The 26722-nt window shown below is 70.0% G+C and carries 31 protein-coding genes and 2 pseudogenes; 12 read left to right on the top strand and 21 right to left on the bottom strand.

Annotation, left to right across the window (positions count from 1 at the left end):
- Positions 1-302: 302 nt before the first annotated feature.
- Positions 303-803: a pyridoxamine 5'-phosphate oxidase family protein gene (locus OHB21_RS35910; protein WP_067508910.1), complete on the bottom strand. Its 501-nt coding sequence runs from the start codon at positions 801-803 to the stop codon at positions 303-305.
- 32 nt (positions 804-835) lie between these two features.
- Positions 836-1537, bottom strand: a complete 702-nt coding sequence (locus OHB21_RS35905) for an IclR family transcriptional regulator (protein ID WP_067508912.1) — start codon at positions 1535-1537, stop codon at positions 836-838.
- A gap of 178 nt (positions 1538-1715) precedes the next feature.
- On the opposite strand from OHB21_RS35905, the gene leuC reads away from it, so the two are divergent.
- The 3 genes from leuC (at position 1716) to OHB21_RS35890 (ending at position 4591) form a co-directional block, all read left to right on the top strand.
- On the top strand, positions 1716-3140 hold the full coding sequence (gene leuC, locus OHB21_RS35900; protein ID WP_067508914.1) for a 3-isopropylmalate dehydratase large subunit: 1425 nt from the start codon (positions 1716-1718) through the stop codon (positions 3138-3140).
- 37 nt (positions 3141-3177) lie between these two features.
- On the top strand, positions 3178-3786 hold the full coding sequence (leuD, locus tag OHB21_RS35895) for a 3-isopropylmalate dehydratase small subunit (protein ID WP_067508915.1): 609 nt from the start codon (positions 3178-3180) through the stop codon (positions 3784-3786).
- Positions 3787-3943: 157 nt separating this feature from the next.
- A complete protein-coding gene (locus OHB21_RS35890; RefSeq protein WP_067508917.1) occupies positions 3944-4591 on the top strand; it encodes an HU family DNA-binding protein in 648 nt (215 codons plus the stop codon).
- 136 nt (positions 4592-4727) lie between these two features.
- On the opposite strand, the gene OHB21_RS35885 is transcribed toward OHB21_RS35890, so the two are convergent.
- From OHB21_RS35885 to cofC, 3 genes are all read right to left on the bottom strand, one after another.
- Positions 4728-5675 (bottom strand): NUDIX hydrolase, encoded by a 948-nt coding sequence (locus OHB21_RS35885; protein ID WP_067508919.1) that lies wholly within the window; start codon positions 5673-5675, stop codon positions 4728-4730.
- Between the two features lie 20 nt (positions 5676-5695).
- Complete coding sequence (locus tag OHB21_RS35880) at positions 5696-7867, bottom strand: RNA degradosome polyphosphate kinase (protein ID WP_195126078.1); 2172 nt, start codon at positions 7865-7867, stop codon at positions 5696-5698.
- A gap of 72 nt (positions 7868-7939) precedes the next feature.
- Positions 7940-8623, bottom strand: a complete 684-nt coding sequence (gene cofC, locus OHB21_RS35875; RefSeq protein ID WP_084537573.1) for a 2-phospho-L-lactate guanylyltransferase — start codon at positions 8621-8623, stop codon at positions 7940-7942.
- A 50-nt stretch (positions 8624-8673) separates the two neighbouring features.
- On the opposite strand from cofC, the gene OHB21_RS35870 reads away from it, so the two are divergent.
- Genes OHB21_RS35870 through OHB21_RS35860 form a run of 3 tightly spaced genes read left to right on the top strand, consistent with a single transcriptional unit; the run spans position 8674 to position 11167 of the window.
- Positions 8674-9684 carry an NAD(P)H-dependent glycerol-3-phosphate dehydrogenase gene (locus OHB21_RS35870; RefSeq protein ID WP_067508926.1) on the top strand — a complete coding sequence of 337 codons (1011 nt, stop codon included), beginning with the start codon at positions 8674-8676 and terminating at the stop codon, positions 9682-9684.
- Between the two features lie 52 nt (positions 9685-9736).
- Positions 9737-10828: a D-alanine--D-alanine ligase family protein gene (locus OHB21_RS35865; protein WP_067508928.1), complete on the top strand. Its 1092-nt coding sequence runs from the start codon at positions 9737-9739 to the stop codon at positions 10826-10828.
- A gap of 30 nt (positions 10829-10858) precedes the next feature.
- On the top strand, positions 10859-11167 hold the full coding sequence (locus OHB21_RS35860; protein WP_067508929.1) for a DUF6191 domain-containing protein: 309 nt from the start codon (positions 10859-10861) through the stop codon (positions 11165-11167).
- Positions 11168-11182: 15 nt separating this feature from the next.
- On the opposite strand, the gene OHB21_RS35855 is transcribed toward OHB21_RS35860, so the two are convergent.
- Complete coding sequence (locus OHB21_RS35855) at positions 11183-11794, bottom strand: DUF3515 domain-containing protein (RefSeq protein WP_113974969.1); 612 nt, start codon at positions 11792-11794, stop codon at positions 11183-11185.
- Between the two features lie 350 nt (positions 11795-12144).
- On the opposite strand from OHB21_RS35855, the gene OHB21_RS35850 reads away from it, so the two are divergent.
- The 4 genes from OHB21_RS35850 to OHB21_RS35835 are packed head-to-tail and all read left to right on the top strand — an operon-like array spanning position 12145 to position 15062.
- Complete coding sequence (locus tag OHB21_RS35850) at positions 12145-13140, top strand: thiamine-phosphate kinase (RefSeq protein WP_084537586.1); 996 nt, start codon at positions 12145-12147, stop codon at positions 13138-13140.
- Between the two features lie 11 nt (positions 13141-13151).
- Entirely contained in the window at positions 13152-13835 is a 684-nt protein-coding gene (locus OHB21_RS35845; RefSeq protein WP_195126079.1) for a uracil-DNA glycosylase, read from the top strand.
- Positions 13836-13888: 53 nt separating this feature from the next.
- Positions 13889-14131 (top strand): hypothetical protein, encoded by a 243-nt coding sequence (locus OHB21_RS35840; RefSeq protein ID WP_067508935.1) that lies wholly within the window; start codon positions 13889-13891, stop codon positions 14129-14131.
- Between the two features lie 52 nt (positions 14132-14183).
- Positions 14184-15062 carry an alpha/beta fold hydrolase gene (locus tag OHB21_RS35835; protein WP_195126080.1) on the top strand — a complete coding sequence of 293 codons (879 nt, stop codon included), beginning with the start codon at positions 14184-14186 and terminating at the stop codon, positions 15060-15062.
- 60 nt (positions 15063-15122) lie between these two features.
- Here the strand turns inward: OHB21_RS35835 and OHB21_RS35830 are convergent, their stop codons facing one another.
- From OHB21_RS35830 to OHB21_RS35805, 6 genes are all read right to left on the bottom strand, one after another.
- Positions 15123-15452 (bottom strand): helix-turn-helix domain-containing protein, encoded by a 330-nt coding sequence (locus OHB21_RS35830; protein WP_067508939.1) that lies wholly within the window; start codon positions 15450-15452, stop codon positions 15123-15125.
- Between the two features lie 82 nt (positions 15453-15534).
- Entirely contained in the window at positions 15535-15717 is a 183-nt protein-coding gene (locus tag OHB21_RS37695; RefSeq protein WP_232331742.1) for a type II toxin-antitoxin system RelE/ParE family toxin, read from the bottom strand.
- 207 nt (positions 15718-15924) lie between these two features.
- Positions 15925-16713 (bottom strand): enoyl-CoA hydratase/isomerase family protein, encoded by a 789-nt coding sequence (locus OHB21_RS35820; RefSeq protein WP_195126081.1) that lies wholly within the window; start codon positions 16711-16713, stop codon positions 15925-15927.
- A gap of 10 nt (positions 16714-16723) precedes the next feature.
- Complete coding sequence (locus OHB21_RS35815) at positions 16724-16918, bottom strand: N-acetyltransferase (RefSeq protein ID WP_228791647.1); 195 nt, start codon at positions 16916-16918, stop codon at positions 16724-16726.
- Entirely contained in the window at positions 16918-17238 is a 321-nt protein-coding gene (locus tag OHB21_RS35810; RefSeq protein WP_228791648.1) for a hypothetical protein, read from the bottom strand. Before OHB21_RS35810 ends, OHB21_RS35815 begins: the two co-directional genes overlap by 1 nt.
- Complete coding sequence (locus OHB21_RS35805) at positions 17235-17732, bottom strand: MarR family winged helix-turn-helix transcriptional regulator (protein WP_195126082.1); 498 nt, start codon at positions 17730-17732, stop codon at positions 17235-17237. Before OHB21_RS35805 ends, OHB21_RS35810 begins: the two co-directional genes overlap by 4 nt.
- Positions 17733-17849: 117 nt before the next feature.
- Between OHB21_RS35805 and OHB21_RS35800 the strand changes: the two genes are divergently transcribed.
- Positions 17850-18230 carry a hypothetical protein gene (locus tag OHB21_RS35800; protein ID WP_232331739.1) on the top strand — a complete coding sequence of 127 codons (381 nt, stop codon included), beginning with the start codon at positions 17850-17852 and terminating at the stop codon, positions 18228-18230.
- A 95-nt stretch (positions 18231-18325) separates the two neighbouring features.
- Here OHB21_RS35800 and OHB21_RS35795 read toward each other — a convergent pair whose 3' ends face one another.
- The 9 genes and pseudogenes from OHB21_RS35795 to OHB21_RS35760 form a co-directional block, all read right to left on the bottom strand.
- A complete protein-coding gene (locus OHB21_RS35795; protein WP_067508948.1) occupies positions 18326-18595 on the bottom strand; it encodes a hypothetical protein in 270 nt (89 codons plus the stop codon).
- Between the two features lie 65 nt (positions 18596-18660).
- Positions 18661-19011, bottom strand: a pseudogene (locus OHB21_RS35790) (ABC transporter ATP-binding protein); the annotation flags it as partial.
- A gap of 35 nt (positions 19012-19046) precedes the next feature.
- Positions 19047-20525, bottom strand: coding sequence for a tetratricopeptide repeat protein (locus OHB21_RS35785; protein WP_195126083.1), 1479 nt, complete (start codon positions 20523-20525; stop codon positions 19047-19049).
- 181 nt (positions 20526-20706) lie between these two features.
- The gene (locus tag OHB21_RS35780; RefSeq protein ID WP_195126084.1) at positions 20707-21036 is read right to left on the bottom strand and encodes a LysE family translocator; all 330 of its coding nucleotides are present in this window, start codon (positions 21034-21036) and stop codon (positions 20707-20709) included.
- Positions 21037-21115: 79 nt separating this feature from the next.
- A pseudogene (locus OHB21_RS37690) lies at positions 21116-21271 on the bottom strand (LysE family translocator); the annotation flags it as partial.
- An 11-nt stretch (positions 21272-21282) separates the two neighbouring features.
- Positions 21283-22467 carry a pyridoxal phosphate-dependent aminotransferase gene (locus OHB21_RS35775; RefSeq protein WP_195126085.1) on the bottom strand — a complete coding sequence of 395 codons (1185 nt, stop codon included), beginning with the start codon at positions 22465-22467 and terminating at the stop codon, positions 21283-21285.
- 26 nt (positions 22468-22493) lie between these two features.
- A complete protein-coding gene (locus OHB21_RS35770) occupies positions 22494-23249 on the bottom strand; it encodes an SDR family NAD(P)-dependent oxidoreductase (RefSeq protein WP_195126086.1) in 756 nt (251 codons plus the stop codon).
- A gap of 33 nt (positions 23250-23282) precedes the next feature.
- Positions 23283-23858, bottom strand: a complete 576-nt coding sequence (locus tag OHB21_RS35765; RefSeq protein ID WP_067508957.1) for an SIS domain-containing protein — start codon at positions 23856-23858, stop codon at positions 23283-23285.
- 331 nt (positions 23859-24189) lie between these two features.
- The gene (locus OHB21_RS35760) at positions 24190-24552 is read right to left on the bottom strand and encodes an ArsR/SmtB family transcription factor (RefSeq protein ID WP_067508959.1); all 363 of its coding nucleotides are present in this window, start codon (positions 24550-24552) and stop codon (positions 24190-24192) included.
- 173 nt (positions 24553-24725) lie between these two features.
- Between OHB21_RS35760 and OHB21_RS35755 the strand changes: the two genes are divergently transcribed.
- Complete coding sequence (locus tag OHB21_RS35755) at positions 24726-26600, top strand: heavy metal translocating P-type ATPase (protein ID WP_324192219.1); 1875 nt, start codon at positions 24726-24728, stop codon at positions 26598-26600.
- Positions 26601-26722: the final 122 nt, after the last annotated feature.

Here is a 26722-nt window from a genome sequence, read left to right as displayed (position 1 = left end):
GGCCCACTGTGCTTGGTCGCGGCCGGCAGGGGAGGCCGGCATCGCGCACGAGCGGTGGTCGCTCTGTGTGGCACTCGGCGCGTTCGATGCCGGACCGGAGCTCAGGGCGGCAAGTGCGAAGGTGCGCGGCGATGCCACCTGCGACGTCGGGGCGAGGAGGCGTCACCACCCGGAGGGATCGTGCGCACCGTCGCCGACTCGACCCGCGCTGGTGATGGCGGTGCGGGTGCGGGCCTCGAGCGGTGCTCTCGAACCGACGCCGATCGCACCGCGCTCGGATCGAAAGGTGGGTCGCCCCGCCGTCAGTCCAGCGCCCCCGCCGTCGTGCCGCCGAGCGGCAGTTCGGGCAAACCCAGTTTGCGGTGGTCCCAGCTGCGGACGCGGGTGGGGATCACGCGGACGGCGACGCGCTTGTGGAGCATGTTCTCGACCAGCGGGCGCACCTCCTCGGAGTAGGGGCCCGTGTAGCGCTCCCAGACGCTCACGCCGACGGCGAACAGGCGGTCGGGGTCGTCGACGATCTCGGCGCGGCCCTCGAGGGCGACGCCGCGCAGCTGGTCGTAGGTCTGGCCCGCCTCGACCATGCAGGTGACGCGCGGGTCGCGGCGCAGGTTCACCGCCTTCTGCGATTTGGCCTTGGTCTCGAACCAGATCTCACCGTCGATGAGCGCGTACCACATCGCGGTCAGGTGCGGCGTGCCCTGCGGGCCGAGGGTGGCCAGCGTCGCGATGCGGCTGCGCGCCAAGAAATCCGCCACCTCGGCCTCGGACATCACGATCTGCGCCCGTTGATTGACTCCCATGAGCCAACTCTAGAGAACGAATCTGAAACCTGTTACAGGCGCTTGTGCAATGCGTCGGCCGCGGCCACCAGATCCGCTGCCCACCGCGCCCCCGGCCTGCGGCCCATCCGGTCGATCGGCCCCGACACCGACACCGCCGCCACCACATTGCCCGCCGTATCGCGCACCGGGGCCGAGACGCTCGCCACCCCCGCCGCGCGCTCGGCCGCGCTCTGCGCCCACCCGCGCTTGCGCACTTCGGCCAGCGCCCGCTCACCGAACACGGCGTCCGACAGCACGGTGCGCTGCACCTCGGCGTCGGCCCACGCGACCAACACCTTCGCCGCCGACCCCGCGGTGAGCGGTAGCCGCGCCCCGATCGGTACGGTGTCGCGCAACCCGGAGGGCGGTTCCATCGCGGCCACGCAGACGCGCGCGTTGCCGTCGCGCAGGTACAACTGGACGCTCTCGCCGGTGATCTCGCGCAGGCGGGGCAGAATGAGCGAGGCCGCCTCCTGCAACGGATCGCTCGCGCCCGTCGCCAGCTCCGCCAGCGCGGGGCCGGGCCGCCAGGTCCCGCTGTTGTCGCGGGCCAGCAACCGGTGCACCTCCAGCCCCACGGCCAGCCGGTGCGCGGTGGCGCGGGGCAGGCCGGTGCGCGTGCACAGCTCGTTGAGACCGCAGGGATGCTCCGCGACGGCGTACAGGACCGCCACTGCTTTGTCGAGAACGCCGATGCCGCTATGCTGTCTCATAGAACGATATTAGCGTCTCGGATATTGAGATAGTCAACTCTGTCCGGCATGTCGCCGCAGCCCGGCGGCGCCGGTGGTCGAGGTATCCGCCGACGCGACCACAACGTTGTGCAGCGGGAGCGGCGCGCCCAGCCCGGATCGCGAACCCCCCGCTGCTCGTCCGAAAGGTGATCCGAGAATGGCCGACCGCCCACGCACCCTGGCCGAGAAGGTGTGGGAAGAGCATGTCGTCGTCCGCGGCGAGGGAGAGGGCGCCGCGCGCGAGCCCGATCTGATCTACATCGATCTGCACCTCGTGCACGAGGTCACCAGCCCCCAGGCGTTCGACGGCCTGCGCGCCGCCGGGCGTCCGGTGCGCCGCCTCGACCTCACCATCGCCACCGAGGACCACAACGTCCCCACCATCGATATCGATAAGCCCATCGCCGATCCCGTCTCGCGGACCCAGGTCGAGACGCTGCGCCGCAATTGTGAGGAATTCGGTGTCCGCCTGCACCCCATGGGTGATCTGGATCAGGGCATCGTGCACGTGGTCGGCCCGCAGCTCGGCCTGACCCAGCCCGGGATGACCGTGGTGTGCGGCGACAGCCACACCTCCACGCACGGCGCGTTCGGCGCGCTGGCGATGGGCATCGGCACCAGCGAGGTCGAGCACGTGCTCGCCACCCAGACGCTGTCGCTGCGCCCGTTCAAGACGATGGCCGTCAATATCGACGGCACGCTGGCCGAGGGCGTCACGTCCAAAGACGTGATCCTGGCGGTGATCGCGAAGATCGGGACCGGCGGCGGCCAGGGCTACGTGCTGGAGTACCGCGGCGAGGCCGTGCGCGCCATGTCGATGGAGGCGCGGATGACGATGTGCAACATGTCCATCGAGGCGGGCGCCCGCGCCGGCATGGTGGCCCCCGACGAGATCACCTACGAGTTCCTGAAGGGCCGCCCGCACGCGCCGCAGGGCGCGGACTGGGACGCGGCGGTCGCGGCGTGGGAGGCGCTGAAGACCGACGAGGGCGCGGTTTTCGACGCCGAGGTGCACATCGACGGCAGCGCGCTGACGCCGTTCGTCACCTGGGGCACCAACCCGGGCCAGGGCCTGCCGCTGGGCGAGGCCGTCCCCGATCCGGCCGCCATTGCCGACGAGAACGAGCGCCAGGCCGCGGAGAAAGCGCTGCGGTACATGGATTTGGAGCCGGGAACTCCGCTTCGGCAGATCCCGATCGACACCGTATTCGTCGGATCGTGCACCAACGGGCGCATCGAGGATTTGCGCGCGGTGGCCGGGATTTTGAAGGGACGCCGCGTCGCCGAGGGTGTGCGAATGCTGGTTGTACCGGGCTCGATGCGGGTGCGGGCGCAGGCGGAAAAAGAAGGATTGGGCGAGATTTTCACCGCCGCGGGCGCCGAATGGCGGCAGGCGGGTTGCTCGATGTGCCTGGGAATGAACCCCGATCAGCTTTCCCCGGGCCAGCGCTGCGCCTCCACCTCCAACCGCAACTTCGAGGGCAGGCAGGGCAAAGGTGGCCGCACCCACCTGGTTTCCCCGCTGGTGGCGGCCGCGACAGCCGTGCGGGGCACGCTGTCCGCGCCCGCGGATCTGAACTGACCCGGCCCCCGACGCCTCACTCACCCAGGAGATTCCGATGCAACCGTTCACCGTGCACAAGGGGATCGGCGTGCCGCTGCGCCGCTCCAACGTCGACACCGACCAGATCATCCCCGCCGTCTATCTGAAGCGCGTCACCCGAACCGGATTCGAGGACGGCCTCTTCGCGGGCTGGCGGTCGGACCCGGGCTTCATTTTGAACACCGGGCCCTACGACCGGGGTAGTGTGCTGGTTGCGGGTCCGGATTTCGGTACCGGTTCCTCACGCGAGCATGCCGTTTGGGCGCTGTCCGACTACGGCTTTCGAGTCGTGATCTCGTCCCGGTTCGCCGACATCTTCCGTGGCAATGCGGGCAAGGGGGGCCTGCTGGCGGCCCAGATGTCACAGAACGATGTCGAAATGCTCTGGAAGATGATCGAGGAACAGCCCGGTCTCGAATTGGTTGTAGACCTGCGCGAGCGCACCGTCACGGCGGGAACCGTCGTGTTGCCGTTCGATATTGATGACTACACGCGCTGGCGTCTGTTGGAGGGTTTGGACGACATCGGCTTGACGCTGCGCCGTAGCGACGTCATCGCGGACTACGAAAAGGCAAGGCCGGCTTGGAAGCCCACGACCCTGCCCGCGCGCATTTCACAGGCCTAATCGTTCCCGAGCGATAGCTGGACGCCATGGCGGTCGGTAGCTAGACGTGTGCTAAACCACGATGAATTTTGGCGTGGCACATAGACTCTTGCTCAATGTGGGTTTACCGTGGTACCTAGTCGGTCCGACGACGGGCCATTAGTCTGCGGAGGATTCAATGAACAAGGCGGAACTGATCGACGTTCTGACCGAAAAGTTGGGTACGGACAGGCGCACGGCTACCGCGGCAGTCGAGCATGTTGTGGACACGATCGTGCGCGCGGTGCACAAGGGGCAGAGCGTCACGATCACCGGATTCGGTGTGTTCGAACAGCGTAAGCGTGCCGCCCGTGTTGCCAGGAACCCGCGCACCGGTGAAACCGTCAAGGTGAAGCCGACTTCGGTGCCCGCGTTCCGTCCCGGCGCCCAGTTCAAGGCCGTCATCGCGGGTAAGCAGAAGCTCGCCGCGAGCGGTCCTGCGGTCAAGCGGGGCGCGAATGCCCCTGTGGCGGCGAAGAAGGCGGCCGCGAAGAAGACGGCGGCCAAGAAGACCGCCGCCAAGAAGGCGACCGCCACCAAGGCTCCCGCCAAGACCACGGCGCGCAAGGCGGCGGCCAAGGCTCCCGCCAAGACCACCGCGCGCAAGACGGCGGCCAAGAAGACCACGACCGCCGCCAAGAAGACGACGGCCGCGGCCAAGAAGACCACGGCGGCGAAGAAGACCACCGCCGCCAAGGCCACCGCCGCCAAGAAGACGACGGCCGCCAAGAAGGCGCCCGCCAAGAAGACCGCGGCGAAGAAGGCTCCCGCCCGCCGCGCTCGCTGAGTTCGCGCCGGCGGCCCGGCCGGCACGGACACGTCATACGGACCGGAAACGGCCCCGGGGTTCGCCCCGGGGCCGTTTCGGCTGTGCGCGTCCGGTTTTCACCGACCGGATACCCGCACGATCCCCTAATCGCCCCCTAATCGGCCTTCACGACGCCGGTCGACAGCGACCGGTCCAGGTGGTCGGCGGCCACCATCGCGCCCTGGTGGAACGAGAGCACCCAGACGCTGCCCTTGCGGTTGCGCGCGGGCGGCAGGGTGACGCCGTCGCGCTCGGCCCACCACCGCATCAGATCGGGAATCACCTTGCCCTGGCTGCACACCACCCGCACGGTGCCGTCGGGGATCAGCTCCAGCGCCCGCTCGCGCGCCTTCTTCGGCGCTGCGGCGTAACCGGTTTCGGACAGCAGCGGCTCGCGGTGGATCTCGGCGCCGAGCTTGTCGGCCAGCGGCTCCACCGTCTGCACGCAGCGCAGCGGATCGGCCGAATACACCTCGGCCGCACCGAAAGCGAGCAGATTCGGCACCAGCCCGCGGGCCTGCTCGCGCCCGGCGGGTTCGAGCGGGCGCTGATCGTCGGGGCCGTCGAACCGTTCCCGGCGACCGGCTTTCGCGTGCCGGACCAGCAGCAGGGTGTCGGTGGCCGCGGGCAGCCTGCTGAACGCGCGCACCACCTGGCGGTCCATCGGATAGGACAGTTCGTCCATCACCCGGTCCAGCGGATACCAGCGCAGCAGGTCCACCTCCGAGTTGGCGGCGAACTCGCCCGCGGTGGCCTGCGCCGCCCAGTAGTCCACCCGTTTCAGTTTGCGGTGCCCGGGGATCGGGTATGTGACGTGGCCGAGGTAGCGGCCCAGCCGCGAGTCGATGCCCGTCTCCTCTCGCACCTCGCGCACGGCGGCAAGCACGGGCGTCTCACCGGGGTCCAGCTTGCCTTTCGGCAGTGACCAGTCCTGGTACTTGGGCCGGTGCACGACGGCGATCTCCACGCCGCCGCGCTTCTTCGCCCCGCGCCGCCACAGCAGCGCACCCGCCGCGTGGATGTTGGCTCGTACTCGGGGATCCCAGATCGGTGCGCCGTCCATCGCGTATCCGGTTGTCGCGTTCACTGCTGTCCGGGCCGCCGCAATCGCATCAGGAACTCTTGGTGGTCGCGGACCCGTTCACCGTCGGCGCCGCCCGGTTCCGGTGCGGCGTGCCAACTGCCGTCGGCCTGCAGCACCCAGCACCGGGTGGTCGGATAGAGCGCCGAATCGAAGACACCCCCCAGCTGCTCGGCCAGCTTCGGGTCCTTCACCTGTGCCATCACCTCCACCCGGCGGTCGAGGTTGCGGTGCATCATGTCGGCGCTGCCGATCCAGTACTCGTCCTGCGCCTGGAAGTGCAGCACCCGCGAATGCTCGAGGAAGCGGCCGAGGATCGAGCGCACCTCGATGTTGTCGCTCATGCCGGGAACACCCGGGCGCAGCCCGCAGATGCCGCGCACCACGATCTGCACGGGCACGCCCGCCTGCGAGGCGCGGTAGAGCGCGTCGATCACCTGCTCGTCGACGATCGCGTTGGCCTTCAAGCGGATTCGCGCGTCGTGGCCCTGGGCGGCGAGTTCGATCTCCCGCTGGATGCGTTCGATGATGCCCGCGCGCACACCCTGCGGCGCCACGAGAAGGTTGCGGTAGTTGGCTTTTCGCGAGTATCCGGTGAGTGAGTTGAACAGGTCGGTCAGGTCGGCGCCGATTTCCGGTGCGGCCGTGAGCAATCCGACGTCCTCGTAGAGGCGTGCGGTCTTCGGGTTGTAGTTGCCGGTGCCGATGTGGCAGTAGCGGCGGATGGTGGAGCCCTCACGGCGCACCACCAGGCAGGTCTTGCAGTGCGTCTTGAGGCCGATCAATCCGTACACCACGTGCACGCCGGCCTGTTCGAGCTGGCGCGCCCACTTGATGTTCGCCTGTTCGTCGAAGCGCGCCTTGATCTCGACCAGCGCGACGACCTGCTTGCCCGCCTCGGCGGCGTCGATGAGCGCGTTGACGATCGGCGAATCACCGGAGGTGCGGTACAGCGTCTGCTTGATCGCCAGCACCTGCGGGTCGGCCGCGGCCTGCTCGATGAAGCGCTGCACGCTGGTGGAGAACGAGTCGTAGGGGTGGTGCACCAGCACGTCGCCCTCGCGCAGCGCCTGGAAGACGTTGCGCGGCGTCTCGCGCTCGCCGAACGCGGGCGGGGTGGCCGGAACGTACGGCGCGTCCTTGAGATTGGGCCGGTCCACCCCGTACACCTGCCACAGGCAGGACAGGTCGAGCAGGCCGGGCACCTGCACCACGTCGGCGGGGTCCACGTCGAGTTCGCGCAGCAGCAGATCGAGCATGTGCTCGGTCATGTCATCGGAGACCTCGAGCCGCACCGGCGAACCGAAACGGCGGCGCGCCAGTTCGCGTTCCAGCGCTTGCAGCAAGTCCTCGTCGCGGTCCTCGTCGACCTCGAAGTCGGCGTTGCGGGTGATCCGGAAGGAGTGGTGCTCCACCACTTCCATCCCGGGGAACAGCAGATCCAGGTGCGCGGCGATGAGCTCTTCCATCGGCAGGAAGGCGGCCACCGGCGAGCCGGACGCGGTGCGGCGCACGCGCACGAACCGGTCGACATTGTCGGGCACCTTCACCCTGGCGAAGTGCTCGCCGCCGGTGACCGAATCCTTGACCGTCACCGCGAGGTTGAGACTCAGGCCGCTGATGTAGGGGAAGGGGTGCGCCGGGTCGACGGCCAGCGGCGTCAGGACCGGGAACACCTGATCCTGGAAGTAGGCCGAGAGGCGGGTGCGCTCCTCGTCGTCCAGATGCGCCCAGTCGATGATGGCGATGCCCTCGGCGGTGAGTGCGGGCAGCACCGAGTCCAGGAACACCCCGGCGTGCCGGACGGCGATCTCCTGGCTGCGCGCGGTGATCAACTCCAGTTGTTCGCTGGGCGAACGCCCGTCGGCCGAGCGCACCGACAGACCGGTCTCCGCGCGGCGTTTGAGCCCGGCCACGCGCACCATGTAGAACTCGTCCAGGTTCGAGGCGAAGATCGCCAGGAATTTGGCGCGTTCGAGCAACGGCAGCGACTCGTCCTCGGCGAGGGCGAGCACGCGCGCGTTGAAGTCGAGCCAACTCAGCTCGCGGTTGAGGTAGCGATCACGTGGCAACTGCTGTGTGGCCGTCTCGGCCTCCAGTGGTGTCGCGGCGGGGGGCGGTGTGGGCAGCAGCTGTTGCTTGACGGTTTCCGTATCGCTCACGTCAACGATCATCCCCTACGAGTGGCCGCGTGTGCAGGCCGACACCGGGATTCGCGAGCGGATCACACCGGGTGCGGCGATCCGCTAGCACACGCGGCGAACCGGCGCGTGAACGCGATCGGACCAGCCGATGTCGAGGAGGGCGGCGCGGGTGGCCGGACCGGTGCCGAGTGCGGCCGCGGCGGCGAGATCCTCGGCGGTGTCGACGTCGAGCCGCAGGCCCGGCCAGGCGCCCGCCAGCGCGACGGCGCCGGCCGCGACGTGCCTGCGCGCCGAGCCCGCGCCGAAGCGCGGATCCAGTGGCGCCTGCGGATCGCGGACCAGCAGTGCGGCGGTGCCGGTGCCCGCGTGGTCGATCACGACCGACCGGTGGCCGGGGGGCGCGGTGGCGATCATGTCGGAGAGTTCGGCGGGGCGCAGCGCGGGCAGATCCGCTTGCAGCGCGAGCAGTTCGACCGGTCCGTGGCGCTCGCGCAGCGCGGCGGCGGCGTCGGACAGCGCGGTGTTGAGCCCGTCGGAATCGGCGATGCGCGGTTCGGGGTGCACTTGCGCCCCGAGGTCGCGCGCCAGCTCGGCGACCGCCGGGTCGGGGGTGACCACCGTGACCGACCGGACCTGCGGTGTGGCCGAGGCGGCGGTGACGGTGTCGCCGAGCATGGCCAGCACCAGCCGCGCCCGGTGCTCCGGGCGCAGCCGGTCGGACAGTCGGCTCTTGGCCAGATCGAGGCTCTTGACCGCGATCACGGCGTGCACGGCGTGCGAACGCATGGGTCCAATCCTTCCACGGCGCCGCATATCGCTCGTGGCATAGTGGGCTGATGACGAGGGCTGCGGTACTTGGTGCGGGATCGTGGGGGACGGCGTTCGCGAAGGTGTTGGCCGACGCGGGTACCGACGTGACCATCTGGGCGCGCCGCGCCGAGGTGGCCGAGGCGCTCGCCACCGAGCACCGCAACCCGTTGTATCTGCCCGATGTGCAGCTGCCTCCGGTCGCGGCCACCGACGACCACGAGCGCGCGCTCGAGGGCGCCGAGATCGTGGTGCTCGCCGTGCCGTCCCAGTCTTTGCGCGCGAATCTCGAGGTGTGGAAACCCGCGCTGCGCAACACGATCGAGCGCAATGACGCCACGCTGCTGAGCCTGGCCAAGGGCATCGAGACCGGCACGCTGCTGCGCATGAGCCAGGTGATCGCGGAGGTCACCGGTGCCGAGGAGAGCCGTGTGGCGGTGCTCTCGGGGCCGAACCTGGCCAAGGAGATCGCGGCCGGGCAGCCCGCGGCCACGGTGGTGGCCTGTTCCGACGCCGACCGCGCGGTGGCGGTGCAGCGGGCCAGCTACACCGGGTACTTCCGGCCCTACACCAACACCGATGTGGTGGGCTGCGAGATCGGCGGCGCGTGCAAGAACGTGATCGCGCTGGCGTGCGGCATCGCCTCCGGAATGGGGCTGGGCGACAACTCGATCGCCAGCCTCATCACCCGCGGGCTCGCCGAGATCATCCGCCTAGGGGTGGCGCTCGGCGCGAATCCGGTGACGCTGGCCGGCCTGGCCGGGGTGGGCGATCTGGTCGCCACCTGCACCTCGCCCCTGTCGCGCAACCGGTCGTTCGGGCACGTGCTCGGCGCGGGCGGGTCGATGGAGGCGGCGCAGGAGGCCACCCATGGACAGGTGGCCGAGGGTGTGAAGTCCTGCACATCGGTGCGCGCGCTGGCGGCGGCCAATGACGTCGAGATGCCGCTGACCAACGCCGTGCACCAGGTCTGTCACGAGGGCCTCTCGGTGGCCGACGCGGTGGGCAGCCTGCTCGGCAGGCGCATCAAACCGGAGTGAGCCCTCACGGGGGTGGACGGCACCGCGCGCCCGTGCGGGTACGGTTCGGTGCATGACGAACCGGATCAGGGTCGCCGTGGTGTTCGGTGGGCGCAGCAACGAGCACGCCGTGTCGTGTCTGTCGGCCGGTAGCGTGCTCGCCCACCTGGATCGGGACAAGTACGAGCCGGTGCCGATCGGCATCACCACCGGCGGCGCGTGGGTGCTGGGCAGCACCGACCCGTCCGCGCTGCGCCGCACCGGCGATGAGCTGCCGTCGGTGGACGCCTCCGGCACCGCGCTCACACTCACCACCGATCCGCAGCGCGCGGGCTCGCTGGTGCCGCTGGACGATCCCGCCGCCGCGCTCGGTTCCGTGGACGTGGTGTTCCCGATCCTGCACGGCCCGTTCGGCGAGGACGGCACCCTGCAAGGGATGCTCGAGCTCGCGGGCGTGCCCTATGTCGGGCCGGGCGTGCTCGCCAGCGCGGCGGGCATGGACAAGGAGTTCACGAAGAAGCTGCTCGCCGCCGACGGGCTGCCGGTGGGCACCCAGGTGGTGCTGCGCCCGGGCGTCGCGACGCTGACCGAGGACGAGCGCGACCTGCTCGGGCTGCCGGTATTCGTCAAGCCCGCGCGGGCCGGATCCTCGATCGGCATCACCAAAGTGGACGACTGGACGGCGCTCGACGCCGCGATCGCCGTGGCGCGCGCGCACGATCCGAAGGTGATCGTGGAGGCGGGCATCGTCGGCCGCGAAGTGGAGTGCGGGGTGCTGGAGTTCCCGGACGGCCGGGTGGCGGCCAGCGTGGTCGCCGAGATCCGGATGCCCGACGACGACGCCCCCGAGTTCTACGACTTCGAGACCAAGTACCTCGACGACGTCTGCGAATTCGACGTGCCCGCCAAGCTCGACGACGACGTGTCCGAGCAGATCCGCGAACTCGCCGTGCGCGCCTTCCGCGCCCTGGACTGCCAGGGGCTGGCCCGCGTCGACTTCTTCGTCACCGACCGGGGTCCGATCATCAACGAGATCAACACCATGCCCGGCTTCACGTCGATCTCGCTGTACCCGCGCATGTGGGAGGCCAGCGGGGTCGACTACGCGACGCTGGTGTCGACGCTGGTGGAGACGGCGGTCGCGCGGGGGACCGGGTTGCGCTGAGGGTCGCTTCGCGGCGTGTACGCTCGAATCATGGTGATCGCGGCCACGATTCCGGGGTTGGCGCTGCTGCTCATCGCGCTGTCGTTCGCGGAGGTGATGTGGCGCAGGGCGACCGGCCGTGCCCTGGTGCCGTGGATGCGGGGCGACGGCCGCCCGGTCTCGGCCGTCGGCTTCGAACAGTTCGACGCCGTCTTCAACAGCGCCCGCCACCTGGAACTCGACCAGCGCCGCACCACCTCGCTCCTGCGCGAGGACGAGAGCGCGGGTGCGCCGGGACCGGTTCGGGTGGACCTGGGCTCGGGAAAGGTGACGATCGCCCCGGCTGAAGTTCGCGACTGACAGCCGCTCTGCGGGTCAGTTGGGGAGGGGGCCCGGGTCGATGTCCTTGGCGGGGAGGGTGGCGGCGATGGTGTCGGAGACGACCTGGAGGGGGGTGGGGCCGTAGGCGTCGGGGACGGTGAGGGCGATGTAGGTTTCGCGGTCGACGGCGAACCAGGTGCCGGTGGCGGCGACGTCGTCGCGGACCTGGAACCACTGGACGCCGTTCACGATCTGTAGCGGCGAGGCGCGGTTGAACTCCAGGGGGCGGTCCAGGCCGCAGCGCAGCACGATCGGGTCGCCGCCCTCCTCCGGCTGCCACGCGCGGGTGGCCTGCGGGGCCGGTTCCACCAGGGTCGCTTTGGTGTACTCGCCGAGTTCGGCGGGCAGCGCGGGCAGCAGAGCCAGGCAGGTCTCGCTCTCGGCGGCGGGTGCGGGCACGGGGCCGAGGGCGAGCGGCTCGCGTTCGACCGGCATGTTGCGGGCCAGCACGGCGGCCACCAGGATGCCGACGATCAGCACGACCGGCAGGGCGACGGCGGTCGCGATCAGCGCGGGTGGGTAGGAGGGGGATGCCTTGTCGTCGGACCCGGTGTCCTCGGCGGACGCGGCGCCCTCGGCGGGTCCGCCGCCCTCGCCTTTGCTCATGGAAACCGCTGGGGTGGCGGAGGAATCGTCGGAGGCCCTCAGGGATTCCGATCCCCTGTCCTCTGCCGATCCGCTCTCGGATTCGGCGTGCTCGGACTTCGCGCCGGAGCCCGCGTCGCCCGCCGAATCGGCGGTTCCGGTCTCGGCGTCCTGGCCGCCCGCGCCCACCGCGTCACTCTCCCCGGCGGTGCGCGGCGTCTGCGCGTCCTTCGCGTCACCATCCGTCGGGTCCGACGCCATCGCTGTGCGGTCCTTCCTGTTCACGCCCACCGGGCCGGTGGTTTCGATCGCCCAGCACAGGGTACCGTCGAGCCGATTCCAGGCGGCATCACCTCGGGAAGGGACGGGTCATCGGCGAGAGCGCGGCGCGGCGGACGGTACGCGAGCTGGGGGAGTTCGCGCTGATCGACCGCATCAACGCACACCGGGTGCAAGCGCCGGGCGTGCTGCTCGGCCCCGGCGACGACGCGGCGCTGATCGCGGCGCCGGACGGCCGGTTCGTCGTCACCACCGACATGCTGGTGGAGGGCCGGCACTTCCGCCGCGACTGGTCCGGCCCCCGCGATATCGGGCGGAAGGCGATCGCGCAGAACGCCGCCGATGTGGTGGCGATGGGCGCGGCGCCCTCGGCGTTCGTGGTGGCGCTCGGCTGCCCCGCCGATACCCCCGTCGACGTGATCGACGCCCTCGCCGACGGCATGTGGGCCGAGGCCGGGCGCGCGGGCGCGTCCATCGCGGGCGGTGATCTGGTGCGCAGCCCCGAGCTGGTGATCTCGGTGACGGCGTTCGGCGATCCGCGCGGCCGCGAGCCGGTGCTGCGCTCGGGCGCGCGCCCCGGCGATCGGGTCGCCGTCGCGGGACGCCTCGGCTGGTCGGCGGCCGGACTCGCCGCACTGCGACAGGACCGCACCGGCGACGAATTCGCCGAAATCCTTGCCGCCCATCGTGTTCCGCAGCCCCCCTACGACGCGGTGCTGGGGGAGGGGTGGCGCGGCTGCCGATCCCTCACCGACGTCTCCGACGGCCTGCTCGCCGACCTCGGCCACATCGCCGCCGCGTCCGGTGTCGCGATCGACCTGTCCGCCGGTGCGTTACGCGACCCGGAACTCGAGCGCTTCGCACGCGCCCTGGATGACGATGCGGCGCAATGGATTCTGACCGGCGGCGAGGACCATGCTTTCGCGGGCACCTGGCCCGGTGACGCGGACCTGCCCCCCGGTTGGCGCGCGATCGGCGTCGTCACGGCAGGTGAGGGCGTCACCGTCGACGGGACGCGCAGGCCCGGCGCGGGCGGCTGGGAATCCTTCGGTGGGGTGGACTCGGCATCCGGACCCCGATCACGCTAAGTTGTGCGGTCATGGGCGCGAAACCACTGTCGGAGATCATGGACCCGGGCTGGGCGCAGGCGCTGGAACCGGTCGCGGACCGCATCAGGGAGATGGGCGAGTTCCTGCGCGCGGAGAACGCCGCGGGCCGCGGCTACCTACCCGCCGGTGAGAACGTGCTGCGCGCCTTCCAGCGCCCCTTCGACAAGGTCCGCGTGCTCATCGTCGGCCAGGACCCGTACCCGACGCCCGGCCACGCGATGGGGCTGAGTTTCTCTGTCGCGCCGGATGTTTCGCCGGTGCCGCGCAGTCTCGCCAACATTTTCACCGAGCTGCACAAGGACCTCGGCCACCCCACCCCGTCCTGCGGCGACTTGAGCCCGTGGTCCGACCAGGGTGTGCTGCTGCTGAACAGGGTGCTCACCGTCTCGCCCGGCCAGCCCGCCTCGCATCGCGGCAAGGGCTGGGAGGCGGTCACCGAGCAGGCCATCCGCGCGCTGGTCGCGCGCGACGAGCCGCTGGTCGCGATCCTGTGGGGCCGCGACGCCTCCACCCTCAAGCCACTGCTGAGCGAGGCCGAGGTGCCCTACATCGAGTCGGCCCACCCCTCGCCGCTGTCCGCCTCGCGCGGGTTCTTCGGTTCGCGCCCGTTCTCGCGCGTGAACGAACTGCTCGACGAGCTGGGCTCCGAACCCGTCGACTGGCGCCTGCCCTGACTTCTCCGCCCGATATCCGCACCACCGAGTTACCCCAGATGAGGAGCAATTCCATGCAGCACAACACCGTTCGCGGCGTCACCGCCACCCTGGCCGTCACGGCCGCGCTGGCCGGTGGCATGGCGTCGGCGAGCGCGGCGCCGCTGCCGCTCGAGCCTTACACCGAGCCGGTCGCGAACACGCAGGTAGCCGAGGAGTTCACCTCGTTCGGGTCCTCCACCATCTCCGCGTCGGTGAACGCGAAGGTCGCGTGCCTGTTCCAGCGCACCTTCAGCGCCATGGTGCTGGACTGCTGATTCCGGCGCATCTCCCGTAGACCCGAGCGAGCGCTTGTGCGATGCTCGGATCGTGAGTAAAGCGAACTATCTGCTCGAACCGACCCGCCTCACCCTGCGCGGTTCGGGCGGGCTGGAGCTGGCCGCCGACCGGTTCGGACCGGTTGACGGCCAGCTCGTCGTCTTTCTGCACGGTGGTGGCCAGACCAGGCACTCGTGGAAGGCGACCGGCGCGAAGCTGGCCGCCTCCGGGTTGCAGGTCGTCACCGTCGACGCCCGCGGCCACGGCGACAGCCAGTGGGCGCCCGACCGCGACTACTCCCGCGCCAGGATGGTCGCCGACCTGGGCCTCATCCTCGAACAACTGGGCGCGACGCCGGAGAACGGCGCGGTGGTGGTCGGCGCGAGTATGGGCGGTGTGACCAGCCTGCTCGCCACGCGGTCGCCGGCCGGGCCGCTCATCCGCGCGCTGGTGCTGGTGGACATCGTCACCCGGCCCGAGCGCACGGGCGTGGAGCGCGTCATCGACTTCCTCGGCAAGCACCGCGACGGGTTCGACACCCTCGAGCAGGCCGCCGACGCCGTCGCCGAGTACCTTCCGCACCGCCCGCGCCCGAAGAACACTGACGGCCTGCGCCGCAATCTGCGCGAGCGCGACGGCCGCTGGTACTGGCACTGGGACCCGGACATGCTCCGCGACCGCGTGGAGGACCCCTCCGCGATGATCGAGTCGATGGAGGCCGCCGCGCGCTCCCTCACCATCCCGGTCCTGCTGGTCCGCGGCGTCCAGTCCGATGTGGTGAGCGAGGAGGGCGCGGCCGCCTTCCTGGCACTGGTCCCGCACGCCCGGCTCGCCGAGATCGGCGGCGCCGCCCACACCGCCGCGGGCGACGACAACGACGCCTTCACCGACGCGGTCGCCGAGTTCGTGGTGGAGGCGGTAGCGGACTGACAGATGTTCGTGCGAACGGAGGCTAGGCGTCGGCTCGACCCGGCGGGCCTCTGCTACGTCTCAAGCATCGACATGACGTGTCGACGGTGCTGAATTCGCCTCGACCACACGCACTTCCACCACCAACCCGACCTTGGTCGCGAGATTCACGAGCACATCGATCGAGAACCGGCTCAGTTTGCCGTTCTTCAGTTCCGAGATCCGTGGTTGCGTCACGCCGAGGTTGTCCGCCGCGACCTGCTGCGACCAGCCGAACTCATCGATTCGATCGCGGATCGCGCGCATCAACTGAGACCTGACCTCGAGGTTTTCCGCCTCGGCAGGGGTGTCTGCCAAGGCATCGAAGACCGATGCGTACTCCTGCTGAGTGTTCTCCTGCTGCCTGGTCATGAGATTGCCTCTTGTTCCGGACCGTCCACTATGCGCTGGGGAGCGAGAGATGGTCACGCCGTATAGCTCTTTGTCGTGCCGTTCATCTCGCACGGACCTGGCGGCCGTGCGAGCCCGGTTCCTGTCTTCGTTGCTGGGACTCTTCCACAGCTTGCCGGTACCGCCTGGCACCGACATCAATGGCTGACTTCGGAGTCTGGTTGGACTTCTTCTGGAAGCCGTGAAGGATGCATACTTTCCCGCCGATATCGGCGACGTAGAACACGCGGAACCAGCCGTCGTCTTCAGCTATACAGATCTCCACGCGCCCTTGCCGACACGTGGCATCGGTTTCGCTCCTCTCGGCGTCTCTCCGAGTTTCCTCCTTCACGCTGACTGGTATACACAATTATGTATATCAGCTGGTAATTGGGGGTGATCAGTCATTAACAAAGGGTGTGCGTGCCTGCTCGGGGGCGGGCACGCGGGAGGTTCAGGTGAGGGCGGTGTAGTCGGGCTTGCGCTTGGCGACGAAGGCGTCGACGCCTTCGCGGCCGGTGGGACTGGCGGCGGACGCGGCGATGAAGTCGCGCTCGCGGTCGAGCTGCTCGTCGAGGGTGTTCGTGACCGACTGGGCGAGAAGGGATTTCATCGCCGCGTAGGTGGAACGCGGGCCGCGGGCGAGAGTCGTTGCCAGGGCGAGGGTTTCGGCGCGGACGTCGGCGTCGTCCACCAGGCGGCTGAGGATGCCGAGCCGCACGGCTTCCTCGCCGTCGAGAATCGCGTCGGTGAGCAGGATTTCGCGCGCGCGGCCCGCGCCGACCACACGCGGCAGGGTCCACGACATGCCGCCGTCGGGGCTGAACCCGATGCCGGGGTAGGCGGGGCGCAGCTTGGTGGAGGGTCCGCCGAGGGCGATGTCGGCGGCGAGCACCAGGCTCATACCCGCGCCCGCGGCCCAGCCGTGCACGGCGGCGAGCACCGGGACGCGAGTGGCGTCGAGGGCGCGCACGAAATCGTGCAGTTCGGTGGCGAGCTGGTGCAGGCGGCCCGCGCGGTCCTCGGCGGCGGCGAAATCGCGCACGTTGCCGCCCGCGCAGAAGTTCGCGCCCGCGCCGGTCAGCACGACCGCGCCGATCTCCGGTCCGAGGTCGGCCAGCGCGGCGGTGCCCGCGTTGATCCCGGCGAAGTCCATCGAGGTGCCGTTGGCGGCGGTGGCGATGGTGATCTGGAGGACGCCGTCGGTGGCGGTGATGTACTCGGTCTGCTCGGTGGAGGTCATGGACCGCACCCTATCGTTTGCTCGGTCGGCCTTCGACGGGTCCCGGGGGCCGTACCATCCGCAGCTGCTGGGCGACGGTGAACGCCTCGGTCCGCCGCCCGCCGTCGAGCTCGAAGCCGTACTTGCGATAGAACCGCCGGGCGCGCGGGTTCGCCTCGAAAACCCAGAGGTAGTGGGACTTTTCGGGGACGAGTACGGCACGCATCAGGTCGTGCGCCACACCTTTCCGTACCAGGCGGCCCGCACGTACAGCGCGTACAGGATGCGCTCGGCGGCGGCATCGTCCTCGCCGACCGCGGCCCTCGCGAACCCGATGACCTCGTCCCCGTGCAGGGCGACCACCGTGTCGTGGGGGTGCGCCACCCGGAACCGCTCCAATTGCTCCGCTCGCCGCTCCACATCGAACGCGTCGAGCACGTGGTCGGGCACGATCCCCCGATACGCCTCCCGCCAGCAGGCGATATGGCACTCGGCCAGCCCCCGCACGTGCCGGGCCTCCAACTCCTCGATCCGCCACTCGCTCACGCCGAGGCGCCGTTCGCGGGCGGGGAATCCTCTTGTGCCGGACGGCAACTGGGGTCGTGGGCGAGGAAGAGGCGTTCGAGCGCGGCGTGGAACGACCCGCGCTCGTCCGCGCTGAGCGGCGCGAGGAATTCGTCCTGGGCGGCGGCGAGCAGGGCCAGGGCCTCGCCGAGCGACCGCTGCCCGGACTCGGTGACGGTGACGAGGAAGCGCCTGCGGTCGGTCGCGTCGCGCTCCCGGCGCGCGTAGCCGAGGGATTCCAGCTTGTCGACCACGCCGACCATCGTCGTGCGATCCAGCCCTGCCACCTCGGCCAGTTCCCGCTGCGAGAGCGGCCGCGCGGCGGCGAATCCGAGCACGCGCACGTCCCGGGCGATCAGCTGCCACCGGGTCAGCAGTGATTCGGTGCGTTCCCGCATGACCTCGCCGAGCCGCATCACGAGATACCCGGTCGAGGACGTGACGAGTTCCGGCTGCACCGGGGGAAGGCGACCCATGTGTTCACCCTACCGATCATTGTCAACACCTGTGATGGTCATATAGCCTGATAATCAGTGCTACTGATGAATTGGAGATTCGACATGACCACAGGACGTGGTGAGCGAACGGTTCGAGTGCTGCTGGTGACGACGGGGGTGGTCACCGCGACGCCGGCTTTGGCCCTGCTCGACCCGTACGCGCTGGAATGGACCTACGGCGTGACGAATCCCGACGCGATGACCCTCGCGCTGCTGCAACATCGCGGCATGCTGCAATTCGTGCTGGGCGCGGCTCTGGTGTGGGCGGCGTGGTTCCGGCCCGCCCGCCCGGCCGCGGCGCTGGGGGCGGTCGCGACGAAAACGGTGTTCCTCGCATTGATTCTGCCGAACGCCGCGATCCGCGGTGATCTGGCGCTGTTCAGCGTTATCTTCGACCTGTTCTGCGTCGTGGTGCTGACGGCGATCGCGGTCCGGCAGCTGTACCCTCAATTCGCCGCACGCGCGCTGCCGGCGTAGAACGCAAACGCGGACAACGCTTTCCGGTCATGTGTGGCGAACCTCGCCACCGTGCCGCCGCCGAGCGGGGGCGCCGAAGCGCGAGGGCCGCGCGGTCAGTCCTGGTCGCCCTCGCACCAGTCGTCGAAGGCGTCGAACGCCTGCTGGGCGGGCTCGGGGATAGAGTCCTCGATCGCGTCTTCGATGGGGTCCCACGCGGCGGCGCAGCCCTCGGGGGCGGGCGGCCACGTCTCGATCCACTGGGCGAGCGGGCAGGTCGGCCGCTCCTCGGGCTCCTGCGGTTGGGCGTTCGCGACGCCCGCGACGGCCAGCGTCAAGCCCGCCGCGACACTGGTGGTGGCGATGATCCGGTGCACGATTCCCACGACATCCTCCCGTCCACGCTGACATGAATGCCTGCGATCGTACGCCCGCGGGAACGAGCCCCCGGTCAGCGTGCGCGAGCGCTCCAGCGGCCGTCGTAGCGCACCTCGATCGGGTGCTCGAACGCCGTCGAGACGTGCTCGGTGGTGATCACCTCGGTCGCGGTGCCGGAGGCGACCGTCCGGCCGCCTGCGATGAGCAGCGCGTGCGTGGTGCTGCTCGGCAACTCCTCGAGATGGTGGGTGACCAGCACCGATGCCACGCCGGGGTGGCTGCGGTCGAGGTCGTCGATGGTGGTGAGGAGCTGTTCGCGGGCGGCCAGGTCGAGACCCGTGGCGGGTTCGTCGAGCAGCAGCACGTCGGGGTCGTCGATCAGGGCGCGGGCGCGGACATCGGCGAACCTCTCTACTTGTCTGAGGAGTTCAGTGTAGTTGTGCTGGCCGCGGCGGACATTCAGTTCGCCCCCGGGGAAACATCCTCTGTGACAACGGGAATCAGCGTCTCGAGAGCCGGGTGCAGCTCGGCGAGTTCGGTGAGTGCCTTCGCCCACTCCGGGCGGCGGTGCGGGGACAGGGCGAGGGCTTGGCGCAAGCTGGTGGCGGCGTTGGGGTTTTCGTCGATCGCGGCCGAACAGGCGTCGTAGAAGCCGATGACGGCGAGGGCGTCGTGGTCGCGGGCGGTGGTGAGGGCGACCTCGACCAGCAGTTGGAGAGCCGGGGCGCGGTGGAGGTCGCGAATGGTGGCGTCGAGCAGGGGCGGGAAGCGGGTGGGGTTCTCGACGGCCGCGAAGACCTCGTCCAGCAAGTCCTGATCGCGCTCCTCGACGGCGAGGGCGACCAGGCCCGCGGCGCGCCGGAGCCGGACGTCGGCGGGATCGGCCCGGACCTGCTCCATGATGGCGGCCAAGGTGCCCTCCTCGGCGAGGTCACCGAGATCGCCGCGCAGGGTCTCGCGCTGCGTCGCGGCGGGAGCGGACAGGAAGTCCCTCCACGCGCCCAGGCGCAGGAGGGGTTCGTAGGCGTCCTCGACACCGTGGTCCTTGGCGTGGTCGCGGGTCGCGGCGAGCCGGGCGGCGTGGAACTCGTCGACGATCAGAAACGCTTCCGCCACAGCGACATCCGCGTGCGGTCGCAGCAGTTCGGGATGGTCGAGCAGGACGTCGCGTTCCTGGTCGAAGGTCTCGCACTCCACCCATCGCATGGCCGTCTCGACCAGCCGTGCGTCGACCGTCATCCACGGCGCGGGTTGCGTGCCGGTGCGCTCGGCCCACCACGCGTCCCAGGTGAGCGGATCGTTGCGGCGGTGCCAGCGCACCGCGTGATGGAGAATCGCCAGCAGTCCGCGGTCGGTCACCTCGGACTGCAATTGCGCCAGCCATTCCAGGGCGCGCCTGCTGCCCGGGTGTTTCCCGCGCGCGCGGGCCAGTCGCAGGAACTGCGACGGTTCGGTGTCCAGGTGCGCGATGGCGCGCTGCCACGCGTCCTCGGCCTCGTCGCGCCTGCCCACCTGGGCGAGGGCGAGTTCCAGCGCGTGCAGGGCCTGCGCGAGGCCGGTGACGCAGGACCGGTCCGTAGGGGAGAGGTGGCGGTAGATGTCCACCATCTCCTCGTAGGCGGTGACGGTGTCGTCGAACCGTTCCCCAAGGTCGTAGAGATCGGCCAGCGTGCCGAGTGTGGCGAGCAGATCGGGGAGGTGGTCCGGATCGTCGCCGGCCAGGTGCCGGTAGAGACCGCGTGCCTCCTCGACGGCGGTGATCGCGCCGTCGGTGCGGCCGGCCTGCCCGAGTGCGGCGCCGAGGCTCGTCAACGCCTCCGCCAAGGCGTCCGGGTCGGCGGCGAGCGACCGCTGCCGGGCGACGGCCCGTTCGGCGGCGGTCACTGCGGGGTCGCGCCCGTTCTCGCGGTCGTGGGCGCCGAGCGGATCGAAGGTCAAGGCGAACTCCGAAGGGTAGGCGGTGGTCGGGGTGAAACGGCTCCGGTTTGGTCGAACGTCCGGGATTTCGGCCTGTCAGAGCCGTTCCGGACGCGCCGACACCACCACACCACACCGCCCGCCGATTGCCGAGCGCCGGACGGGCAAGTCGGGGGAAACGCCGGGTGAAAACCCGGGGCGATCAGCCTTTGGCGAGCAGCGCGCCACCGAGTCCGACCAGCGCCACCCCCGACAGCGCGGAGATGCGGCGGCGAACGGTGTTGCGACGCAACAGCTCCTCTGCCTTCCCGAGCAGGGCGACCACCGCGCAGTACCAGGCCAGGGCGAGGACCCGGAAGGTGGCGGCCAGCACCGCGTGCTGGGCCAGCCCGGTGAGCGGGTGCAGATCGAACTGGGGGAACAAGGAGAGGTAGAAGGCGGCGACCTTCGGGTTCAACAGGTTGCTGAACAGTCCCTGCCGGAAGCCCGCCGCGCGGGTGGCGGTGCGGCGCGGCGCCGGTTCCGCCGTCACCGGTTCCCGCCCGCGACGGGACAGCGCGCAGCGCGCCGATCCCCAGGTAGAGCAGGTAGGCCGCGCCCGCCACCCGCAGGGCCAGGTACACCGGTTCGGATGCGGCGAGGATCGCGGTCAGGCCCACCGCCAGCACCGCGTTGCCGGTCATGATCCCCGCCGCGGTCGCCGCCGCGCCGGGCCGCCCGCCGTAGGCCGCGTTGCGCAGCAGGAGCGTGAGGTCGGGCCCCGGCACCACGATGATGATCAGCGAGACGGCGACGAAGCCGAGTAGCTGGGAGAGCGCGGCACCTCCTCCGCGAACGCGGTCAGCGCGCGAACATCACTGTCATCGATACCGAAGCACGCCCGTACGTACGGGCGCAACGGCGCGCGGTCGTGGAACGCGTCACCGGGAATGGTGGCCAGCCCGTAGTCGCTCAGCAGCACCTCCGCGGCGTCCCAGCCGGTGGCCACGCCCATCTCGGTGCAGTCGACGAGCAGGTAGTACGCGCCGTCGGGCGAGTTCGGGCGCAGGCCGAGCGCGGTGAACGCGGCGGCCACCACGTCCTTGCGGCGGCGCAGATCTGCGCGCATCGACTCGTAATAGCCGGAGGGCAGGCGCAGCGCGGCCACCGCCACTTCTTGCAGCGGTGTCGGCGCGCAAACGGTGAGCAGGTCGGCCGCCTTGCCGAGCCCCGCCGCGAGCGGACCGGGGGCCGCGGCGTAGCCGAGTCGCCAGCCGGGCACGCCGTAGGTCTTCGACAGACCCGAGATGGTGACCGTGCGGGCGCGCACCTCCGGAGCCAGCGCGGCCGGCGACAGGTGCGGCGCGGCGTCGAAATAGATGTACTCGTAGATCTCGTCGGACAGGATCAGCAAGTCGTACTGTTCGGCGACCGCCGCCACCGCCTCCAGTTCCGCGCGCGTCAGCCGGTGCCCGGACGGATTCGACGGCGTGCACACCACCACGGCCCGGGTGTCCCGTGAGACGGCGGCGCGGAGCATGCCCTCGGTGAGCCGGTCGGTGAACGGGTCCAGCGGCACGGTCGCGACCTGTAATCCGTGCGCGCGGGCCAGATCTCGGTGATAGCTGTAGAACGGTTCGATGAGCAGCACCTCCGATCCGGGGTCCAGCAGGGCGAGCAGGGCCGCGCTGTAGGCCCCGGTCGCCCCGATGGTCACCACCACCTCGTGTTCGGGGTCGTACTCGATACCGTTGTAGGTCAAGAATTTTCGTGATATCTCACGACGCAACGCCGGCTCGCCCCGCGCGGGGCCGTAGGACTGGTTCGCGCCCGCGGCCCGGTGCGCGAGGGCATCCAGCAGCGCGGGCGGCGGCGGTGTGCGCGACAAGCCCTGGCCGAGGTTGATCGCGCCGCGCGCGATACTGCGCGCGGTGGTGTCGCGGATCACCGAATCGGTCACCGACGAAAGTCGTTGGGAAACCATCGATTTGCCTCCCTGTTCAGTAGCGCTCAGGCGGCGGTCCAGCCGCCGTCGACTTCGACCGTCGCGCCGGTCACGTACCCGGCCACATCGGACAGCAGGAACGCGCTCACGCCGACCAACTCCTCCGGGCGGCCCCATCGCCCCGGCGGAATCCTGGCCAGCAGCGCCGCCGACCGGTCGGGGTCGGCGCGCAGCGCGCCGGTGAGATCGGTGGCGAAGTACCCCGCCGTGATCGCGTTGACCCGCACCCCGGCGCTCGACCACTCGACCGCCAGCGCTCGAGTCAGTTGTGCCACACCGCCTTTGGAGGCGGCGTAGGCGACGACATGGCGTCCCCCGGACTGCTGCAGCACCGACGAGAGATTCACGACACTGCCGCGTCCGGCCGCCAGCATATGCCCTCCGACCGCCCTCGTCACAGCGAAGATTCCCGTGAGATTCGTCGCCAGCGCCGCCTCGAACCGCTCCACCGGAACTTCGGTCGCGGGGGCACGCGAGATGATGCCCGCGCTGTTGACCAGACCGTGCGGCACGCCGTGCGCGGCAACCAGGTCATCGATCGCCGCGGTGATCCGCGCTTCGGGCGCGGTGACGTCCAGCGCGATGCTGGAGGCTTTCGAACCCGAATCACGCAGTGACGCGGCGATATTCGCGGCCGTGCCGGCGTCGCGGCCGCCGATCACGACATGTGCGCCGAGCCGGGCGCGGCCGGTCGCGATCGCCCGCCCCAACCCCCGGGTGGCGCCCGTCACGAGCACCACCCGGTCGGTCAGGTCGAACAACGCGCCGGCCCCGCTCGCCCGCGCGTTCCCGACTCACGAAGCGACCGCCGCCAGTTCGCGGTCGATGGTCGTGCTGTGGTACCAGGGATTGCCCGCCGCCTCGGAGATCAGATTGCGCGAGTCGACCTCGCGATACCTGCCCGATTCCAGCGTGGCGCGCTGGATCACCTCCAGTGCGTGGAAGTACTTGTGCAAGAAGGTGTCTCCGCGCAAGGTCGGCCGGGTGAACCTGATCTCGGCGTTCTCCGGCCGCGGCGCGGTGAGTAGCGATTCCAGGTTCGCCGCCTTGCGGCGGGTGTACTCGTCGTCGTCGGGATCGTCGATGAGCAGCACGCTGTGCCTGCGCTCGGGGTCGGAGAGCGTGGCGACCTCGCTGTGGCAGAACTCGTGGAAGTAGGTGCGGGTGGCGGGCACCATCGCCATCTCGTTCAGGTGCATCTTGGCCAGCTTCAGCAGGCTCTCATGCCATTTGGGCGTGGCGATCATGATGTTGGCGTCGATGCTGCGCTCCGCGAACGCCCGTGCCACCTGGGCGGACGGCACGTCGTACAGGCCGTCGAGATCGGCGGCCAGCGTGGCGAGCTTGTCGTGATGGTCGTCCTCGATCACCCCGAGCCGGGCGAACAGCCGATGAAGCGGGAATAGCGATTCAAACGAGTTTCCACCGAAACCCCCTCGTGGGTATGCCGAACCTGAGAACATGGAATGTCAATCAGTGGAGCGCGCCCGATTCGAGGGTAGGTGCGCGCGTTTCGGCGGGGACACACATTCGATCCCGGGGATCGGAAGTGTTGCCGTCCGTGGTGAGAGGCGCTCCGGTGCAAGGGATTCGCCGATTCGTCCGATCTGCCGCTATTTCGCCGAGGAATGGCGAGGGTGAAATTCTATGGCACGCCATCGAATGGTGCGAGAGTGAATTCTCGCGCCGTTGCGGTGGGAGTCAGCCGGTTTCGCGGGGTTTGTCGGGAATGCCGAGGCGCAGATGCTCGCTGTGGTAGATCGCCTCGTCGAGAAGTTGGGCGACGTGGGTGTCGTAGAGGGTGTACACGATGCTGCGGCCGGTGCGGGTGCCGACGACCAGGCCGAGATTGCGCAGCAGGCGCAGCTGATGGGAGACGGCGGACTGCTCCATGCCGATGGCCTCGGCCAGCTCGGTCACGGCGAGGGGGCCGTGGCGTAGCTGGGTGAGGATCATCAGGCGGCTCGGGGTGGCCAGCGCCTGGAGCGTGGTGGCGACGTGGGCGGCCGCTTCGGCGTCCAGACGCGCGGCGGGGCGGTCCCTGCCTTCGACGCCGTGTCCCATGGGGGCAGGGTACCTCGAGCAGAACATATGAAGACATGTTCAAGTATTCTGATATGGTCGGGTCGTTCCGTTCGTCGTCCTGGAGGTGGCCTGTGGTCGCGCCGACCGTTCCGTCGACCCGTCCCGCGCGGCGCGTGCCAGTGCGTCGGACCAGGTTGTTCGAGCTCGCTGAGATGCGCTGGGCCGCAGCATCTCTGGTGCTGTTCCTGGCGGGATTGGCCGCGCAGCTCGCCGGTGCTCCGGAGTGGTCGTGGTGGGGCTTGTATCTCGCCTGCTATGCGGCGGGCGGCTGGGAGCCGGGACTGTCGGGATTGCGGGCGCTGCGGGAGAGGACGCTCGACGTCGATCTGCTGATGGTGGTCGCCGCGATCGGCGCGGCCGCGATCGGTCAGATCACGGACGGTGCGCTGCTCATCGTCATCTTCGCGACGTCCGGGGCGTTGGAGGCGCTGGCGACCGCCCGGACGGAGGACTCGGTGCGGGGGCTGCTCGACCTCGCGCCCGACACCGCCACCCGGGTGCGTGCCGACGGTGCGGAGGACGTGGTGGAGGCGGCGCGGCTGGCGGTCGGCGACGTGCTGGTCGTGCGCCCCGGAGAACGAATCGCCGCCGACGCCACGGTGATCGACGGGGCGAGCGAAGTCGACCAGGCCACCATTACCGGCGAACCGCTACCGGTCGACAAGGGCGCGGGCGACGACGTGTTCGCCGGAACCCTCAACGGCACAGGCGCTTTGCGGCTGCGCGTCGACCGGCGGGCCGAGGATTCCGTCGTCGCGCGGATCGCGGGGTTGGTCGATCAGGCCGGTCGCACCAAGGCGCGGACCCAGCTGTTCATCGAGAAGGTCGAGCAGCGGTATTCGATCGGGATGGTGATCGCGACGCTGGCGGTGTTCACGGTGCCGTTGCTGGTGGGCGAGGATCTGGAGCGAGCCCTGTTGCGCGCCATGACCTTCATGATCGTGGCGTCGCCGTGCGCGATCGTGCTGGCGACGATGCCGCCGCTGCTGGCCGCCATCGCCAACGCGGGGCGCCACGGTGTGCTGGTGAAGTCGGCGGTGGTGATGGAACAACTCGGGCAGTCGAGTGTGATCGCGTTCGACAAGACCGGCACCCTCACGCGCGGTACGCCGCGACTGGTCGAGATCCGCGTGCTGACAACGGAGTTCGGCGAGCGCGAACTATTGCGGCTGGCGGCATCGGTGGAGCACTTCAGTGAACATCCGCTGGCGGTCGCGGTGGTGCGGGCAGCGCGTGGGCGCGGGATCGAGCCTGCGGCGGTGACCGATTTCGTGGCGTCGCCGGGGCGCGGTGTATCCGGCGTCGTCGGTGGACGGCTCATCGCTGCCGGATCACCCGCGGCGGTGTTGGGTGAATCACTCGGTGAAACAGTGGCTTTCACCGTCGAGGAGTTCCAGTACCGGGGCTGGACGGCCGTCGTCGTGACTTGCGATGGAGAGCCCGTCGGGGTGCTCGCGCTCGCTGACGAGTTGCGACCCGACGCGGTGGACGCGGTCGGCGCGGCGCGCGCCGTCACCGGTGCCGCGCCGATTCTGCTGACCGGTGACAACGCCGCGACCGCGAGCCGGTTGGCCGCGGAGATCGGCATCGCCGACGTTCGCGCGGATCTGCTACCGCACGAGAAGGTAGCTGCGGTGGAGGAATTGCGCTCGGCGGGGCATCAGGTGACCGTCGTCGGCGACGGCATCAACGACGCCCCGGCGCTGGCCGCCGCGCACACGGGCATCGCCATGGGCGGCGCGGGCGCCGACCTCACCTTGCAGACCGCCGACGCCGTCGTCGTCCGCGACGACCTCACCGCCATCCCCGCCGTCATCGCCCTCTCCCGCCGCGCCCGCCGCATCGTCATCGCCAACCTGACCCTCGCCGCCACCGCCATCGCCGTCCTGGTGATCTGGGACCTCGCCGGCCACCTCCCCCTCCCACTCGGCGTGGCGGGCCACGAAGGGTCCACAATCCTGGTGGCCCTCAACGGTTTACGAATGCTCCGCTCGTCGGCGTGGAAGCAGCCGTCTCCGGTGGACTGAGTTGCCGGTAGCGCCATCGGCTGCGGGCGACCCCGTGCCTCCGCACGACCGACGTCGCGAAGCCCCGTGCGGCTACCGGCAGGGTCCGCCGCCGACCAGGGCACGGGACGGCGACCTCATAC

It is taken from the genome of Nocardia puris, assembly GCF_036051655.1.
Lineage (GTDB): Bacteria > Actinomycetota > Actinomycetes > Mycobacteriales > Mycobacteriaceae > Nocardia > Nocardia puris.
Note: the sequence above shows the minus strand (reverse complement) of the source record. Positions and strands in the feature narration are given on the sequence as shown.

Excerpts from the sequence above, each read along its gene's own strand:
- OHB21_RS35880 (WP_195126078.1), bottom strand. The coding sequence starts at position 7,867 with ATGATCGTTGACGTGAGCGATACGGAAACCGTCAAGCAACAGCTGCTG.
- OHB21_RS35775 (WP_195126085.1), bottom strand. The coding sequence starts at position 22,467 with ATGGTTTCCCAACGACTTTCGTCGGTGACCGATTCGGTGATCCGCGAC.
- leuC (WP_067508914.1), top strand. The coding sequence starts at position 1,716 with ATGGCCGACCGCCCACGCACCCTGGCCGAGAAGGTGTGGGAAGAGCAT.
- OHB21_RS35840 (WP_067508935.1), top strand. The coding sequence starts at position 13,889 with ATGCAGCACAACACCGTTCGCGGCGTCACCGCCACCCTGGCCGTCACG.
- OHB21_RS35760 (WP_067508959.1), bottom strand. The coding sequence starts at position 24,552 with ATGGGACACGGCGTCGAAGGCAGGGACCGCCCCGCCGCGCGTCTGGAC.
- OHB21_RS35905 (WP_067508912.1), bottom strand. The coding sequence starts at position 1,537 with ATGAGACAGCATAGCGGCATCGGCGTTCTCGACAAAGCAGTGGCGGTC.
- OHB21_RS35865 (WP_067508928.1), top strand. The coding sequence starts at position 9,737 with ATGACGAACCGGATCAGGGTCGCCGTGGTGTTCGGTGGGCGCAGCAAC.
- OHB21_RS35755 (WP_324192219.1), top strand. The coding sequence starts at position 24,726 with ATGCGCTGGGCCGCAGCATCTCTGGTGCTGTTCCTGGCGGGATTGGCC.
- OHB21_RS35845 (WP_195126079.1), top strand. The coding sequence starts at position 13,152 with ATGGGCGCGAAACCACTGTCGGAGATCATGGACCCGGGCTGGGCGCAG.
- OHB21_RS35855 (WP_113974969.1), bottom strand. The coding sequence starts at position 11,794 with ATGAGCAAAGGCGAGGGCGGCGGACCCGCCGAGGGCGCCGCGTCCGCC.
- OHB21_RS35890 (WP_067508917.1), top strand. The coding sequence starts at position 3,944 with ATGAACAAGGCGGAACTGATCGACGTTCTGACCGAAAAGTTGGGTACG.
- OHB21_RS35885 (WP_067508919.1), bottom strand. The coding sequence starts at position 5,675 with ATGGACGGCGCACCGATCTGGGATCCCCGAGTACGAGCCAACATCCAC.
- leuD (WP_067508915.1), top strand. The coding sequence starts at position 3,178 with ATGCAACCGTTCACCGTGCACAAGGGGATCGGCGTGCCGCTGCGCCGC.
- OHB21_RS35820 (WP_195126081.1), bottom strand. The coding sequence starts at position 16,713 with ATGACCTCCACCGAGCAGACCGAGTACATCACCGCCACCGACGGCGTC.
- OHB21_RS35910 (WP_067508910.1), bottom strand. The coding sequence starts at position 803 with ATGGGAGTCAATCAACGGGCGCAGATCGTGATGTCCGAGGCCGAGGTG.
- OHB21_RS35815 (WP_228791647.1), bottom strand. The coding sequence starts at position 16,918 with ATGCGTGCCGTACTCGTCCCCGAAAAGTCCCACTACCTCTGGGTTTTC.
- cofC (WP_084537573.1), bottom strand. The coding sequence starts at position 8,623 with ATGCGTTCGCACGCCGTGCACGCCGTGATCGCGGTCAAGAGCCTCGAT.
- OHB21_RS35830 (WP_067508939.1), bottom strand. The coding sequence starts at position 15,452 with ATGACCAGGCAGCAGGAGAACACTCAGCAGGAGTACGCATCGGTCTTC.
- OHB21_RS35860 (WP_067508929.1), top strand. The coding sequence starts at position 10,859 with ATGGTGATCGCGGCCACGATTCCGGGGTTGGCGCTGCTGCTCATCGCG.
- OHB21_RS35805 (WP_195126082.1), bottom strand. The coding sequence starts at position 17,732 with ATGGGTCGCCTTCCCCCGGTGCAGCCGGAACTCGTCACGTCCTCGACC.
- OHB21_RS35870 (WP_067508926.1), top strand. The coding sequence starts at position 8,674 with ATGACGAGGGCTGCGGTACTTGGTGCGGGATCGTGGGGGACGGCGTTC.